15 protein-coding genes are annotated in these 15,077 nt (G+C 71.6%); 6 read left to right on the forward strand and 9 right to left on the reverse strand.

Features of this window, described 5'->3' with window-relative positions:
- Positions 1-143 precede the first annotated feature (143 nt).
- Genes OG627_RS01930 through OG627_RS01945 form a run of 4 tightly spaced genes read right to left on the reverse strand, consistent with a single transcriptional unit; the run spans position 144 to position 4,127 of the window.
- Positions 144-1,067: an amidohydrolase family protein gene (locus tag OG627_RS01930; protein ID WP_329060732.1), complete on the reverse strand. Its 924-nt coding sequence runs from the start codon at positions 1,065-1,067 to the stop codon at positions 144-146.
- A gap of 52 nt (positions 1,068-1,119) precedes the next feature.
- Positions 1,120-1,803, reverse strand: coding sequence for a 4-carboxy-4-hydroxy-2-oxoadipate aldolase/oxaloacetate decarboxylase (ligK, locus tag OG627_RS01935; RefSeq protein WP_329060735.1), 684 nt, complete (start codon positions 1,801-1,803; stop codon positions 1,120-1,122).
- Positions 1,804-1,828: 25 nt separating this feature from the next.
- Positions 1,829-2,854 carry an amidohydrolase family protein gene (locus OG627_RS01940; RefSeq protein ID WP_329060737.1) on the reverse strand — a complete coding sequence of 342 codons (1,026 nt, stop codon included), beginning with the start codon at positions 2,852-2,854 and terminating at the stop codon, positions 1,829-1,831.
- A gap of 49 nt (positions 2,855-2,903) precedes the next feature.
- Entirely contained in the window at positions 2,904-4,127 is a 1,224-nt protein-coding gene (locus OG627_RS01945; protein WP_329060739.1) for a 4-oxalomesaconate tautomerase, read from the reverse strand.
- 164 nt (positions 4,128-4,291) lie between these two features.
- On the opposite strand from OG627_RS01945, the gene OG627_RS01950 reads away from it, so the two are divergent.
- From OG627_RS01950 to OG627_RS01975, 6 genes are all read left to right on the forward strand, one after another.
- Positions 4,292-4,954, forward strand: a complete 663-nt coding sequence (locus OG627_RS01950) for a GntR family transcriptional regulator (RefSeq protein ID WP_329060741.1) — start codon at positions 4,292-4,294, stop codon at positions 4,952-4,954.
- 128 nt (positions 4,955-5,082) lie between these two features.
- Positions 5,083-5,829 carry a TetR/AcrR family transcriptional regulator gene (locus OG627_RS01955; protein ID WP_329060743.1) on the forward strand — a complete coding sequence of 249 codons (747 nt, stop codon included), beginning with the start codon at positions 5,083-5,085 and terminating at the stop codon, positions 5,827-5,829.
- Between the two features lie 248 nt (positions 5,830-6,077).
- Complete coding sequence (locus tag OG627_RS01960; protein WP_329060745.1) at positions 6,078-6,272, forward strand: ferredoxin; 195 nt, start codon at positions 6,078-6,080, stop codon at positions 6,270-6,272.
- On the forward strand, positions 6,239-7,474 hold the full coding sequence (locus tag OG627_RS01965; protein WP_329072285.1) for an NAD(P)/FAD-dependent oxidoreductase: 1,236 nt from the start codon (positions 6,239-6,241) through the stop codon (positions 7,472-7,474). Before OG627_RS01960 ends, OG627_RS01965 begins: the two co-directional genes overlap by 34 nt.
- Positions 7,471-8,721: an NAD(P)-binding domain-containing protein gene (locus tag OG627_RS01970; protein ID WP_329060747.1), complete on the forward strand. Its 1,251-nt coding sequence runs from the start codon at positions 7,471-7,473 to the stop codon at positions 8,719-8,721. Before OG627_RS01965 ends, OG627_RS01970 begins: the two co-directional genes overlap by 4 nt.
- Entirely contained in the window at positions 8,718-9,962 is a 1,245-nt protein-coding gene (locus tag OG627_RS01975; RefSeq protein ID WP_329060749.1) for a cytochrome P450, read from the forward strand. The genes OG627_RS01970 and OG627_RS01975 overlap by 4 nt, the downstream gene beginning before the upstream one ends.
- An 84-nt stretch (positions 9,963-10,046) precedes the next feature.
- On the opposite strand, the gene OG627_RS01980 is transcribed toward OG627_RS01975, so the two are convergent.
- From OG627_RS01980 to OG627_RS02000, 5 genes are all read right to left on the reverse strand, one after another.
- Complete coding sequence (locus OG627_RS01980; RefSeq protein ID WP_329060752.1) at positions 10,047-11,417, reverse strand: MFS transporter; 1,371 nt, start codon at positions 11,415-11,417, stop codon at positions 10,047-10,049.
- 205 nt (positions 11,418-11,622) lie between these two features.
- The gene (locus OG627_RS01985) at positions 11,623-12,231 is read right to left on the reverse strand and encodes a bifunctional 4-hydroxy-2-oxoglutarate aldolase/2-dehydro-3-deoxy-phosphogluconate aldolase (RefSeq protein ID WP_329060753.1); all 609 of its coding nucleotides are present in this window, start codon (positions 12,229-12,231) and stop codon (positions 11,623-11,625) included.
- Positions 12,218-12,979 carry an IclR family transcriptional regulator gene (locus OG627_RS01990; RefSeq protein ID WP_329060755.1) on the reverse strand — a complete coding sequence of 254 codons (762 nt, stop codon included), beginning with the start codon at positions 12,977-12,979 and terminating at the stop codon, positions 12,218-12,220. Before OG627_RS01990 ends, OG627_RS01985 begins: the two co-directional genes overlap by 14 nt.
- Positions 12,951-14,087 carry a sugar kinase gene (locus OG627_RS01995; protein WP_329060757.1) on the reverse strand — a complete coding sequence of 379 codons (1,137 nt, stop codon included), beginning with the start codon at positions 14,085-14,087 and terminating at the stop codon, positions 12,951-12,953. Before OG627_RS01995 ends, OG627_RS01990 begins: the two co-directional genes overlap by 29 nt.
- The gene (locus tag OG627_RS02000) at positions 14,084-15,076 is read right to left on the reverse strand and encodes a 2-hydroxyacid dehydrogenase (RefSeq protein ID WP_329060759.1); all 993 of its coding nucleotides are present in this window, start codon (positions 15,074-15,076) and stop codon (positions 14,084-14,086) included. Before OG627_RS02000 ends, OG627_RS01995 begins: the two co-directional genes overlap by 4 nt.
- Position 15,077 lies beyond the last annotated feature (1 nt).

Consider the following 15,077-nt stretch of genomic DNA (forward strand, 5'->3'; position numbering starts at 1 on the left):
CGGGCCTCTGTCGGAGAAGGAGGGGAGAAGAGGGAGTGGGGGGGCGAACGGGTCCAGCCGGGAGCGGTGACGGGTGGGGGGCGCGGGGGTGATGACGGGTGGGGGCGGTGACGGGTGGAGGGGGCGCGGGGCGGTGACGGCCGTCAGTTGGCCGATTCGCCGGGCCAGTAGAGCCGCATCGGGTTGTCGACCAGCAGTTTCCGCTGCTGCCCGGAGGTGACCGCGACACGCGGAACGTGGTCGACGAGGAGACCGTCGTCGGGCATGTGGCCGGTGAGATTGGGATGCGGCCAGTCGGTGCCCCACAGCACGTCGTCGGGGAACTCCTCGACGACCCGGCGGGCGAAGGGCACCACATCGGTGTACGCGTGGCGCTCGCCGTCGAGGGCGGGGGGACCCGTGACGCTCAGACGCTCGGGGCAACTGACCTTCACCCAGACGTCGTTGCGCTCGACGAAGCGCAGGAAGCGGCTGAACTCCGGGCCGTCCACCGGCGCGGTCACATCCGGCCGCCCCATGTGGTCCACGACCAGCGGGGTGGGCAGCGAGGCGAAGAAACCCTCCAGTTCGGGCAGGTCGGCGCTCTCGAAGTAGAGGACGACATGCCAGCCCAGGGGGGCGATCCGCCGTGCCACGGCGGCCAGTTCGTCCTGGGGCGCGGTGGTGACGAGCCGCTTCAGGAAGTTGAAGCGGACCCCGCGCACACCCGCCTCGTGGAGGCGGCGCAACTCGGCGTCGTCGATGTCAGGGCGGACAGTGGCGACACCGCGGGCCCTGCCCCCGGACGCCAGGACGGCGTCGAGCATGGCGCTGTTGTCCGCGCCGTGGCAGGTGGCCTGCACGATGACGTTGCGGCTGACACCGAGCCGGTCGCGCAGCGCGAAGAGCTGTTCCTTCCCGCCGTCGCAGGGCGTGTACGTGCGCTCGGGGGCGAACGGGAACCGGTCCTGGGGCCCGAACACATGGCAGTGGGTGTCGACGGCCCCCGGCGGCAGCTCGAAGACGGGCCGGGACGGGTTCGGGTACCAGTCCAGCCAGCCCGGGGACTTGGGGGCAGGTGTGCTCATCGGAACTCCGGTCGTACGGGTGCGAAGGTGGGCGCGGGTGCGTACATGTGACTCAGTCGACGTAGCGAAGGCCGGCGGCCCTGAGCGGCTCACGCATGGCGTACATGTCGAGGCCGAGCTCCCCGGTCGCGAACCGCCGCCGCTTCTCCTCCTCGTTGGCCTCGCGGACCCGGGACGCCTCGGCGACCTCGCCGGCCCGCTCGGCCGGTACGACGACCACACCGTCGACATCCGCGACAACGACGTCACCGGGCCGGACCAGCGCGTTGCCGCAGACGACCGGCACATTGACCGAGCCCAGCGTGGCCTTGACGGTCCCCTTCGCGTTGACGGCCCGGCTGAACACGGGGAAGTCCATCTCCCGCAGCGCGTCCACATCACGGCACCCGCCGTCGATGACCAGACCGGCGCAGCCCCGGGCGCGGACCGAGGTGGCCAGCAGTTCGCCGAAGAACCCGTCCTCGGACTCCGTGGTGCAGGACGCGACCAGCACGTCGCCGGGCCTCAGCTGTTCGGCCGCCACATGCAGCATCCAGTTGTCGCCGGGCTGGAGCAGTACGGTGACGGCCGTCCCGCGGAAGGCGGCGCCGGGGTAGACGGGCCTGAGGTACGGGCGCATCAGCCCGGTGCGGCCCATGGCCTCGTGGATGGTGCTGACACCGTACGGCGCGAGCGCGTCGACATCCGGGCGGGAGGCCCGGGTGACGTTCCGGTGGACGACTCCGAGTGTGTTCATCTGGGGTGCTGTTCCTTCGCTCCGGTCAGCGTCCCTGCTGCTTCAGCAGGGCGTCGAGGCGTGGGTAGACGGTGCGTGCGTTGTGTTCGCAGAGTTCGGCCAGTGTTTCCGGGGGCAGCCCCGCGGCCTCCACATAGCGGCGGGTGTCGTCGAAGTGGTGGCCGGTGCCCGGGTCGATGCCACGGACGGCGCCGATCATCTCCGAGGCGAAGAGGATGTTGCGGGCGGGTACGACATCGAGCAACAGGTCGATGCCGGGCTGGTGGTAGACACAGGTGTCGAAGAAGACATTGCCCAGGACATGCTCCTCGATCGGTGGCCTGCCCAGCGCCGCCGCCAGCCCCCGGAAGCGCCCCCAGTGGTAGGGGACCGCTCCGCCGCCGTGCGGAATGATCAGCCGCAGGCCGGGGAAGTCGGCGAAGAGATCGCCCTGTACGAGCTGCATGAACGCCGTGGTGTCGGCGTTGAGATAGTGGGCGCCGGTGGTGTGGAACGCCGGGTTGGCGCTCGTGCTCACATGGACCATCGCCGGGATGTCGTACTCGACCATCTTCTCGTAGAGCGGGTACCACGAGCGGTCGGTCAGCGGCGGCGCCGTCCAGTGACCGCCGGACGGATCGGGGTTGAGGTTCAGGGCGACGGCCCCGTACTCCTCGACGCAGCGGATCAGTTCGGGGACGCAGGTGGCCGGGTCGGCACCGGGCGACTGGGGAAGCATCGCGGCGGGGGCGAAGCGTTCCGGGTACAGCGCGCAGACCCGGGCGATCAGCTCGTTGCAGAGGGCGGCCCACCGGGCGGAGGTGGGGAAGTCCCCGATGTGGTGGGCCATGAAGGACGCCCGCGGGGAGAAGACCGTCATGTCGATGCCACGTTCGTCCATCAGCCTCAGCTGATTGTCCTCGACACTCCGGCGCAGTTCGTCGTCGCTGATCCGCGGGTCGGCGGGGTCGGGGACGAGCGCGGGATCGGTCAGTCCGGCGATCTGGCGGTTGCGCCACTCCCCCAGCGCCGGGGGCGCGGTGGTGTAGTGGCCGTGGCAGTCGATGATCATCGCTGCTCCTCCTGGGGCTTGTTCGGGTCGTGCGGGTGTGTCGAGCGGATCAGCTGTGGCGGGGGTGCGGGGCGCCGCGGGGGACCATGACGTCGCCGGACATGATCAGCCGAGCGGTGCGCACCAGGGCGGATCTCGTCACGCGTCGCGGGTCGTCCGCGCTCATTCCCAGTGCCACGGTGAACTCGCCGGCGGGGTGTTCCACCGACACGTTGATGTCGGTGCCGGGCGGGACGGTGGCCAGGTCGGCCGCGACCGTTCCGTCGAGCGCGCAGGCGGTGGCGGCGGTGACGGCGGCGAGCACGCCGATCGACTCGTGGCAGATGTGCGGGATGAAACTGCGGGTGCTGATCGCGCCGCCGTGTGCCGGCGGGGAGACGAGCGTCATCTTGGGGTAGTTCTTCGGGGTCACGTCCCCGAGCCCCATCAGCTCTCCGCAGACCAGCCGCAGCGCTTCCAGGTGTTCCCTCAGCCCGGTGTCGGTGTTCAGCGCGCCGACGGACTCGTGACCGGTGCGTCCCAGGTCCGCCGCGCCGACGATCACGAGGGGCTGGCCGTTGTCGATGCAGGTGACATCGACGGGGCCGTAGCCCGGGACCTCGACCCGGTCGCGGACGTTCCCGGTGGGCAGCAGCGCGGAACACACGGAGCCCGCGGTGTCGAGGAAGCCGATGGTGACGGGTGCGGCGGTGCCCGGCACGCCGTCGATGGAGGTGTCCCCCGCGTATTCGACGTACCGGCCTCCCGAGTCCCCCTCCGCGCCCTCGCCCCCGGAAGTACGGCCGGGAGTGCGGCCGGGAGTGCGGATGGAGATCTCGGCGACGAGTCCGGTGTTGAGGGTGAGGACACGTGCCGTCGTCGTATCGCCGTCCGGGACCAGCAGACCCGACTCGACGGCGAAGGGGACCACGGCCGCGAGCATGTTGCCGCAGTTCGCCGTGGTGTCCACGAGGTCACTGCCGGGTTGCAGCTGTGCGAAGCGGAACTCCAGGTCGATGTCGGGCCGGGCGCTGGTACCGACGATGCCGGCCTTGCTCGTCAGCGGGTTCGCCCCGCCCAGTCCGTCGATCTGACGAGGGTCGGGCGATCCCATGGCCGCCAGGAGCACGGCGTCCCGCGCGGTGCGGTCCGTCGGCAGGTCGGCGGCGCGGAAGAACGGTCCGCGTGAGGTGCCGCCGCGCATGAACCAGCAGGGGACGGCCAGCTGGCCGCCGTGCGTCCGTGGCCGCGGGCGGTGGTCGGGGGCGGCTTCGGCCGCCGTGGGCTGCGCCATTGCATTCCCTCCGTGCGATGTCGCTCGACAACTTAACCGTCGACCAAATTGTTGACAATCCATTTGACGAAAAAGTTCCAGGCATTGTTCATGGATGCTGCGGGGCCGGATAGACTGCCACTCGCGCGGCGTTGACGGTCGCCCGGTCGAGGAAGGCGGTAGGGGTGGGGCAGAAACAGGTCACCGGGCTGGAGGGCCGGAGCGTGATCGGCGCGGGGATCCGGGCGGCGCTGGCCGCGGGAGACATGGTCCCCGGACAGCGGCTGATCGAGCAGGAGCTGTCCGAGGCGTTCGGCGCCACGCGCAGTGCGGCCCGCGAGGCATTGCAGGACCTCGCCGCCGAGGGGCTCGTCGAGCTGATCCCCCGCCGGGGCGCGCGGATCCGGGTGGTGCCGGTGGCGGAAGCCGTTCAGATCACGGAGTGCCGTGCCTCGCTGGAGGGCCTGTGCGCCCGGCGCGCCGCCGAGCTGGCCACGGAGCAGCACCACGAGCGGCTGCTGGAGATCGGCGCGGCGATGCGAGCGGCGGTGGCCGGCGGCGAACTCGACACCTACTCCGGTCTCAACCGGCGCCTCCACGATCTGGTCGCCGAGGTGAGCGGGCAGGAGGTCGCGAAGGCGCTGCTGGAACGGCTGAACGGGCAGATGGTCCGCTACCAGTTCCGGCTGGCCCTCCGGCCGGGCCGCCCGGCGCGGTCACTGCCCCAGCACCTGGCGATCATCGACGCGATCGTGGCCGGTGACCCGGACGCGGCCGAAGCGGCGGCGCGGGCTCACCTCAGCAGCGTCATCGAGGAGTTGGGGGCGACCCCGGACCAGGGCCGCTAGGTCACCGATAGGCGCCGGTGGCGACCGCGCGTCACCCTCTTCGGCGGACGACCGCCAGGAGGGCGCTCGCCACGAGTGGATCCCGTGTCGCGGCTGGTTAGGCTGTCACCAGGCGGAAAGGGCAACTGATGGCGACACGGTCCGCGGACACCGGAGCGGAGAACGGACGGGCGCGCAGTCCGCGCGGCCAGGGCGCGCGGCTGCGCCGGGAGATCGTGGCCGCGGTCCAGCACCTGCTCGCGGAGTGGGGCAGCGCCGACAAGCTGACCATGCGGGCCGTCGCCAAAGAGGTGGGCATCTCGGCCCCGAGCATCTATCTGCACTTCGCCGACAAGACCGAACTGGTGTGGGCGGCCCTGGCCGACAGATACGACGAGCTGGTCGCCCGGATGGCCGCCGCCGCCGAGGCCGCCGAGCACCTGGATCCCCGGAGCAGGCTGCGCGCGCAGGCGCATGCCTACTGCCTGTTCGCGATGAGCAATCCCGGCCATTACCGGCTCATGTTCGAAGTGCGTCAGCCGACGGTCGAGCCGTCCAGGATCAGCGGCCACCCCGCCCGGCACATCTCGGCCAGTTTCCGCGCGGGACTCCGCGGCTGCCAGGAGGCCGGATACGCGCTTTCCCTGCCGGTCGAGCAGGCGGCGCAGACCCTGTGGTCCGGGCTGCACGGCAGCGTGGCGCTCCATCACAGCCTCTACCACGACGAGTCGACGGAAGCCCTGACCCTGCTCCTGGCGGACGGGCTGGTCGACTCGCTCGTCACCGGCCCGCCCGGTGTCCCGCCGCTCCCCCGCGCGGCCCCCGCGGAGACCGAGGCCGCGCGCCTGATCCGGGACATCCTGTCGCCCTCGCGCCCCGGGGACCCGCAGCCGTAGAGCTCTCCGGCCCCGGGGACCCGCGGCCGGAGAGCCGGCCGCGGCCTTTCGGCCACATCGCCGTGTGCGCCTGATCCGCATCCCCGAACACGCGGGAACAAGCGGATCACCCCCATCCCCAGAGGCGGTTGCCGCCCCCTCCGGCCAGGAGTACAGTCTCGACTGAACTTAGTTAGGTTACTGGGGCAACTAATTCCCCGGTGCCTGACCCGCGTCGCCCCCAAAGGCTTGACGGAAGTGGACCCCCCATGCGGATTTCCATCGACTTCGACAAATGCTGTGGCGCCGGCCAGTGCGTACTGGCCGCACCCGAGGTCTTCGACCAGCGGGACGAGGACGGCATCGTGATCCTGCTCGACCCCCGTCCGCCGGCCGATCAGTACGAGACGGTGCGGCAGGCCGAGGCCGTCTGCCCCGCCGCCGCCATCAAGGTGGAGCAGTGACGGCCGCAGCCCCCTCCCGGATCACCGTGGTCGGCGCCTCGGCGGCCGGTCTGAGCGTCGCGGAGGGGCTGCGGCGCGAGGGCTACCCGGGCCGGCTGACGCTCATCGGTGAGGAAGCGCATCTCCCGTACGACCGGCCGCCGCTGTCCAAACAGCTGCTGTCGGGCCAGTGGGAGGCGGACCGGCTGCGACTGCGGGATTCCGCTGCCATCGAGGCCCTCGATCTGGATCTGCGGCTCGGCACCCGGGCCGCCGCTCTCGACACCGCCGCTGGCGAGGTCGCGCTCGCCGACGGCAGCCGTGTCGGCCACGACGCTCTCGTGGTGGCCACGGGCGCCCGGGCCCGCAGGCTGCCCGGAACCGAGGGGATCGGCGGGGTGCATGTCCTGCGCACCCTGGAGGACGCCTTCGCCCTGCGCGAGGACGTGGCGGCGAAGCCGCACCTGGTGGTCGTGGGCGGCGGTTTCGTCGGCGCCGAGGCCGCTGCCGTGGCCCGCGCCCTGGGCTGCGAGGTCACCATGGTCACCGACACCGCGCAGCCCATGGGCGACGCGCTCGGCGACGAACTGGGAGCCATGCTCCGCGCCGTCCACACCGAGCACGGCGTACGTGTGGAGACCGGCGTCCTGGTCGACCGGGTGCTCACGGCCGACGGGCGGGCCTCCGGGGTCCGTCTCGTCGACGGCCGCACCATCGCGGCGGACGCCGTTCTCGTCGGCATCGGCGCGCGGCCCAACGTGGAATGGCTCGCCGGCAGCGGTGTCCCGGTCTCGGGCGGGGTGGTGTGCGACGCGACGCTCCACGCCGGATCCGGGGTCTGGGCGGCCGGCGACGTCGCCTCGTGGCCGGATCCGCGCACCGGTGAGCTGGTACGGGTGGAGCACCGCACGAACGCCGCCGAGCAGGGCCTGGCCGTCGCCCGCAACATCCTGGCCGGGCCGGAGCACGCGACCCCCTTCGAGACGGTCCCGTACGTATGGACCGATCAGTACGACCTCAAGATCCAGATCTACGGCCGCACCCGCGACGCCGACGAGGTGCGGATCGTGGAGGGCGGCCTCGCCGAACGCAGGCTGATCGCCCTGTACGGCAGGGACGGCCGGGTCTGCGCCGCGGTCGGCGTCAACATGACGCGGGCCCTGCGGGGTTACCGCCCGCAGGTGGCCGAGGCCGCCGAACTCAAGGAGAGGAGCACACCATGACCGACAGTCAGGATCTCAGGGCCGGCGTGGTCGGCCTGGGCATGATCGGCGGCGGCGTGGCCGTCAGCCTGGCCCGGAGCGGACGTGTTCCGGCGGTCCACGACATCCGGACGGACGCCTCCGCGAACCTCGCCGGTGTTCCGGACCCGCTGGACTCCCCCGCCGAAGTGGCCCGGGCCGCCGACGTGGTGATGGTCGCGGTCGTGAACGCGGACCAGGCGCGTGAGGTGATCGGCGGGGAGAACGGCCTGCTGTCGGCCGCGCGCCCGGGGCTGACCATCGTCCTGCTGGCCACCGTCGCCCTGCCGGCCGTCCACGAGCTGGGGGCCCTGTGCGCCCGGCACGACGTGGGCTTCCTCGACTGCGGGGTGACACCGGGCGACAAGGCCGCCGAGCACGGCATGGTCGCCGTCCTCGGCGGAGAACAGGCCACCGTGGACGCGGCGCGGCCCGTACTGGACGGCTGGGCCAAGAAGGTCGTGCACTGCGGCCCGCTCGGCGCCGGCATGGCCACCAAGATCGCCCGCAATGTCATCACCTACGGCAGCTGGCGCACCGTCTCCGAGGCCGCCGCGCTGGCCCGCGCCGCCGGTGTGGACCCGGCCCGGCTCGCCGAGGTCATCGACACCGCCGACCCCGAGGGCCGCACCCTGCTGCAACTGCTGCGTATGCAAGGCCCCGACGATGCCCTGCCGGACGCCGTCGTCCGGCAGATCGAGCCGCTGATGACCAAGGACCTCGACGCCGCACGCGACCTGGCCGCCACGCTCGGCGTCGACGTCCCCCTGGTGGATGTCGTCCGCACCCGGGCCCGTCAGACGCTGGAGCTGGCCGAGCAGCCGCCCGCGGCCGGCGACGATCTCCACCGGTTCGGCCTGGACATGATGGACCAGGTCTACGGACCCGGCTTCAGCACCGCGGTCCAGGGGGCCGGCGATCCCTTCACCGACCAGACCGTCGACTACCTCTTCGCCCAGGTCTGGGGGCGCGAGGGCCTGTCCGTTCGCGACCGCCGCCTGCTCACCCTCGGCGTCGCCGCCACCGTCGGCCGGGCGGAGCTGATCCAGATCATCGCCAACGGCGGCCTGGTCAACGACGAGTTCACCCCCGACCAGCTGCGTGAGGCCGTGCTCCATCTGGCCGTCTACACCGGCTGGTGCAAAGCCACGGCCACCCACGCGGGCATCACCGCCGCCATCGACGCGCACACCGCGGCGCAGCCCCCCACCGCGCAGGAGCAGAAATGACCGAGTCCCTCAGCAAGCAGCCCGTCGGCGACCAGCCCCTCATCAGCCAGCCCGTCACCCGCGACCCGCTCAGCCCCCTCGACCCGCCCGCCGAGTACACCCGGCTGCGCGAGGACCAGCCCATCGTCAAGGTGCGCTTCCCCAACGGCTCGGCCGGCTGGATGGTCACCCGCTTCGAAGAGGGCAGCCAGGTCTTCAACGACCCGCGGCTGAGCGCGAGGCGTCCGCGCCACGACACGCCCGAGGGAGAGGTCGACGAGGCCGACGACAGCGCGCCGTTCGACGTGGGCTTCGTCATGATGGACGAACCCGAGCACGGCGCCTACCGTCGGCTGCTCACCGGCCGCTTCACACCGAAGGCCGTCCAGAACAAGCTGCAGCCGTACATCGACAAGATCGTGGACGAACACCTGGACGCCATCGCCGCCGGGCCGGAGACGTTCGACTTCGTCGAGGCCATGGCGCTGCCCATCCCGTGCCTGGTGATCTGCGAGCTGCTCGGCGTCCCCTACGAGGACCGCGACGGCTTCCACGAGGCCACGGTGGACCTGATGGACATGGGCAAGAGCCGCGAGGTGCGCGACAAGGGCGCCCACTGGCTGATCCGTTACATCACCGGCCTGGTCGCCGAGAAGCGCCGGACCGGAGCCACCGACGGCATCCTCGCCGAGCTGATCAACAAGGCCGACGGCGAGGACGCGATACTGAGCGAACGGCAGCTCATCGGCCTGGGCGTGCTGCTGCTGTTCGCCGGGCACGACACCACGGCCGCCATGATGGGCCTGTCCACACTCACCCTGCTCACGCATGACGAGCAGCGCGCGGAGCTGATGGAGCATCCGGAGAAGATGGGCACCGCGGTCGAGGAGCTGATGCGCTACCTGACCATCGTCCAGTTCGGCCTGGGCCGGGTGGCGAAGGAGGATCTGGAGATCGGCGGCGCGCAGATCAAGAAGGGCGAGCTGGTGGTGGTCGCGATGAACGCCGCCAACCGTGACCCCCGCGCCTTCCAGGACCCCGACACCCTGGACATCGACCGCAAGATGGCCCGCCACATGGGCTTCGGCTACGGCGTCCACGCCTGCCTCGGCCAGAACGTCGCCCGGGCCGAGCTGAAGACCGTCCTGCCCAAGCTCTTCCAGCGCTTCCCGAACCTGCGGCTCGCCGGCTCCCCGGAGGAGGTCCCCATGGACTTCACCGGCACCAACTACGGCGTCCGCAAGCTCATGGTCACCCGCTGACCTTCCGCCGTCCGACGACTCGCCGGGCAGGACCGGGCTCCCGTGCCGGTCCTGCCCGGTCGGCGTTCGCCGCCCCGGGGAGAGTCAGCCGCGCAGCGACGCGGCGGGTGTGCTCGGGTCCGTGGCCCCGTCCCGGCGCGCGTCCGAGCCGCGTGCGATGTGCCGTGCGTACAGGACGGCGAAAATGGTCAGGAGCTGGCAGAGGACGACGAAGAGGACGACGAGCCAGGGGCCGCCGCTGACGGCGACGAGGGCGGTGGCGATGAACGGCGTGGTGCCGCCGAGCAGCATGACGTTGAGTTCACGGGACGCGGCGATCGCGGTGAACCGGTAGCGCGTCTCGAAGAGTTCGGCCAGGAAGGCGGACTGTGAGCCGAGCATGGCGCTCTGCCCGACCCCGTACGCCACGGCCATGGCCAGGACGACGACGACCGGCTGCCTGGTGTCGAGCATCAGGAAGAAGGGCGGGATGTAGAGCGCCGTGAAGACGGCCCCGCCGGCCAGGACGGGCATCCGGCCGATCCGGTCGGAGAGAAGGCCGAAGAGCGGGACGGTGAAGATGCTGGTGCCGGTGGCCGCGATGACACCCACGGTGGCCACGGTCGCGGACATGTCGAGTGTGTTCTTGATGTAGCTCAGCGAGAACGTGTTGACGAGGTAGCCGGCCACGTTCAGTCCGGAGCCGCAGAGCAGCCCGATGACGAGCTGGCGGGGGCTCTCCCGCAGCGCCTGTATCAACGGGATCTTCTTCGGGGCGGCAGCCGTCCCCTGACCGGCGGTCTTCTTGGCTTCGAGGAACTCGGGGGTCTCCTCGATCCTGCGGCGGATGAAGAGGGCCACACCGAAGATGACGAAGCTCGCGAGGAACGGGACGCGCCAGGCCCAGTCGAGCAGGACGTCGCGCGGTACGGCGCCCAGGATGGCGAAGAACCCGGTGGACAGGACGAAGGCGAGTCCGACGGACGCCTGGGAGAACGAGGTGTAGAAGCCCCGGCGGTGTGCCGGTGTGTACTCCGACACGGCGGTGACCGCTCCGGCGAACTCGGCTCCCGCGCCGAGCCCCTGGAGCATGCGGGTGAGGGCGAGCAGGATCGGCGCCCACACTCCGATGGTCTCGTACGTGGGCAGCAGTCCGACGGCGACGGTGGCGGCGCCCATCAGGGTGATGGTGAAGATCAGGACGGGCTTGCGGCCCACCCGGTCCCCGACGTGTGCGGCGAGCAGGCCGCCGAGGGGCCGGACGAAGAAGGCCACGGCGAAGATGGCGAAGGAGGCGAGTGTGCCGGCCACGGTGGACTGGTCGGGGAAGAACAGGGGGCCGAACACCAGGGCCGAGGCGGCTCCGTAGAGCGCGAAGTCGTACCACTCGATGACCGTGCCGATGGAGCTGGCGATGACAACTCTTCTGGTGGCCCGCTTGTCGTACACGGGTGGAGAAGGCGGCTGCTGTGTCACGGTGACTCTTTTCTGGATCGCTGTTGCTGTTCGTCGTTGAAAGGCAGAACGCGACGTGGGTCGATGAGCACCTGGCCGGGGCCGCTCCCCCGCACGCTCGGCGTGCGCGGGGAAGGGCCGGCCGCCCGGCACGGCGCCGGGCGCCGCGCGGGTACTGGGGAGGGGGGAAGCGGAAGGCGGTACGGGGCGACGCGGGACGGGGTCCTCAGCGCGCGGCGACCGCCTGCCGGAGCGCGGGGAGCGCCTCCGGGTCGGAGAGGGCCGAGCCGACGGCGACACCGCGGCAGCCGGCGGCGAGGAACGCGGCGGCGTTCGAGGCGTCCACCCCGCCCGTCGCGACGAAACGCGCCGTGGGGAACGGGGCGAGGTGGGCGGCTATCCAGTCGGGGCCCAGTTGTTTCGCGGGGAACGCCTTGAGCCAGGTGTGGCCGGCGGCGAGGGCCGTGGCGATCTCGGTGGCGGTGGCCACGCCGGGCAGGTGGGGCAGGCCGAGGCGCGCCGACCCGGCGACGACCTCGGGGTGGAACCCGGGCGCCACCGTGAAGGCGGCGCCCAGGTCATGGACGGCGGTCAGCTGTTCGACCGAGGTGACCGTACCGGCACCGATCCGTTTGCCGAGGGGCGCGGCGGCGGCGATCGCCGCGCGCAGCGCGGGGAACGCGTCGGGGCTCTGTACGGGGACCTCGACCAGCTCCACTCCGAAGTCCCAGGCCCTCTCGCACATCTCCACCGTCTTTTCGGGGGTGAGATTGCGGAAGATGCCCAGTACGGGGTTGCGTGCCAAGTGGTCCCGGAAGAATTCATCGGTTTCCACGGTCGTCTCCTCTCCAGCCGAGTCTTTGGGACACCCGCTGAGCGGCGCGGCGGAACTCCTCGATGTGGCCGCGGAGTTCCTCCAGCGGCGCCGCGGCGCTCAGCGCGGTGATCGAAATGCCATGGGTCGCCCTGCCCCGGGCGTCGAAGACGGGCAGGGCGACGCAGTTGATGTAGTCCTCGTGTTCGCCGTTGTCCTCGGCCCAGCCGCGGGACCGGGTGAGGTCCAGCTCCGCTTCGAGGGTGCTCCGGTCGGTGACGGTGGTAGGGGTGTACCGCTCGTACGTCGCGTGGTCGAGGATGCGGGAGCGGGTCGCGTCGTCCTGGAAGGCGGCGATGACCTTCGCCACGCCCGCGGTGTGTGTCTGTGCCGGGAGCCCGATCCGGGACCCCATGGCCACACTGCCGCGTCCGTCGATCTTGTCGACGTAGATGATGCCGTCCCCGACGAGTTCGCCGAGGTGGACGGTGTGTCCGTACCGTTCGCTCAGCTCCTGGAGGACCGGCCGGGCCAGTGAGCGGGCCTCGACCTGGTCGAGCGCGAGCTGGCCCAGCGCGATGAGCTGGAAGCCCATGGCGTACCCGCCCTCGGGCAGCCGCCGGACGAACGCGCCTTCCTCCAGGGTCTGGAGCAGGCGCAGCGCGGTCGACTTGTGGACCCCGAGCCGTTCGGCGATCTCGCCCAGTGAGCGGGGCCTGTCCGAGACGAACCCGATGATGTCAATGGCGCGCGCTACGGTCTGCGACACGGATGGCCTGCCCTTCGATCGGCGGTACGGATGACGTACCGGTGTGCGGCGGACCATTCTCCAGCAGGGCGACGGCCTGGTGGGCGGGCGGCAGGTCGGCGTGATCGGAGGACGACATCAGCACCTGGGAGGCGGCGTAGTGGCCGAGCCGCAGCCGGGTCTCCTGGTCCCGGCCGTCCAGCAGTCCGCTGAGCCAGCCCGCCGCGAAGGCGTCGCCCGCGCCGACGGCGTCGACGACCTCCACCTTCCGCGCCGGTGCGCGGAAGAGGCCGTCGGGGGTGAAGGCGACCGCCTCGACGGCGGCGTCCTTGACGACGAGGTGGGCGGGTTCCGGCAGCAGGTCGCGCACGCTGCGTGCGTCGGAGGTCCCCCACAGCGCCTGGGCCTCGTCCCGGCCGACGAAGACGATGTCGCTGCGCCGGGCCAGGTCGAGGAGTTCCGCCGGGCCCCGGCCGGGGCCCCAGAGGACGGGTCGGTGGTTGACGTCGAAGCTGAGCGGGGCCGGTCCCAGCGGGCGGTCGCGCACCAGGTGCCGTACGAGGTCCAGGCTCTGCCCGGAGATCGCCGCGGTGATGCCGGACAGGTGGGTGAGACGGGCGGGCCTGGTGCGCCAGGCCGCGATGTCGCCGGTGTGCATCGCGGTCGCCGCCGAACCGGTCCGGTAGTAGAAGACCTGGGTGCCCTCGTCGGTGGGGTGCTTGAAGTAGACGGCGGTGGGACGCACCGCGTCGCGCCGTACGAGCCCCACGTCCACGCCCTGGCCGCGCAGTGTGCCGGTGATCAGTTCGCCGAACGGGTCGGCGCCGACGGCGCCCGCCCAGGCCGTGGTGTGGCCGAGCCGGGCCATGAGGGCCGCGACGTTCGACTCGGCCCCGCCGGGGCGCAGTACGAAGGTGTTGTCGGTGGTCAGCCCGCCGCCGTGGCTCGGTGTGACCATCACCATCGTCTCGCCGATGGCGAGCAGGTCGAGCGGGGCCGCGGTGGGGGTGTCCGTGGTGGGAGTGCCCGTGGTGGGAGTGCCCGTGGTGGGAGTGCCCGTGGTGGGAGTGCCCGTGGTGGGAGTGCCCGTGGTGGGAGTGTCCGTGGTGGGAGTGTCCGTGTCCGTCATGACAGCGCACCGCTGCGGACGGTGTTCCTCGGCGGGATGCCGTCGAGGCATCCGACGAGGTTCTCCACGACCTCGGCGGCCCTGTCCTGGTAGGTGTTGTCGGCCGTGCCCGAGTAGTGGGGGGTCATGATGACGTTGTCCAGCTCCGTGAAGGGGTGGGACGAGGGCGGAACGGTGCCGCCGGCGGCCGGGGTGGTCCACACGTCGAGGGCTGCGGAGGCGATGGTTCCGTCCCGCAGCGCCGTGTAGAGGGCCGCCTCGTCGACCACGGCTCCCCTCCCGACGTTGACCAGCGTGCCGCTCGCGCCCAGCCGCCGGAGGCGGGCAGCGCCGATGAGGCCGCGGGTCTCGTCGGTGAGCGGGCAGGCCACGACCAGGACGTCGCAGGCGTCGATCAGTTCGTCGAGCGCGTCCATGCCGTCGGTCCACTCCAGGTCCGGGTCGGTGGTGTCGCGGTGGCGCGCGGAGCGCCGTACCCCGATCGGCACCATGCCCACGGCCCGGGAGAGCCGGGCGATGGCCCGGCCGATGTGTCCCAGGCCGATGATGCCGACGACGGTGCCGGGCAGAGTGGCGAACAGCGGCGCCGTGGGGTCGGTCATCCGGGTCCGCCAGCGCCCCTGCCGCAGCTCCGCGTCACGCCACAGCAGGTGGCGGCGGGCCGCGAGGGTGACCATCAGGACGTGCTCGGCGATGGAACGGCCGTGGCCGTAGGCGTTGGCGACCGTGACGGAGGCGGGCAGTGCGTCGAGCGCCACGTGGTCGGTGCCCGCGGCGGTGATCTGGAGGAAGGCGAGGCCGGGGCCGGCGGCGCGGGCACACTCCTCGTCGAAGTGGACCCCGACATAGGCGTCGGCGCGGCTGATCCCTTCGAGGAGCCGGGCCCGGTCGGTGAAGGGGACACGGGTCAGTTCGACGGTGCGGCCGGCCAGGTCCGCGCTGTCGCGCAGGTACGGCCAGACGTTCTCGTCGGAGACGACGACGCGCATC

It is taken from the genome of Streptomyces sp. NBC_01429 (genome assembly GCF_036231945.1).
GTDB lineage: Bacteria > Actinomycetota > Actinomycetes > Streptomycetales > Streptomycetaceae > Streptomyces.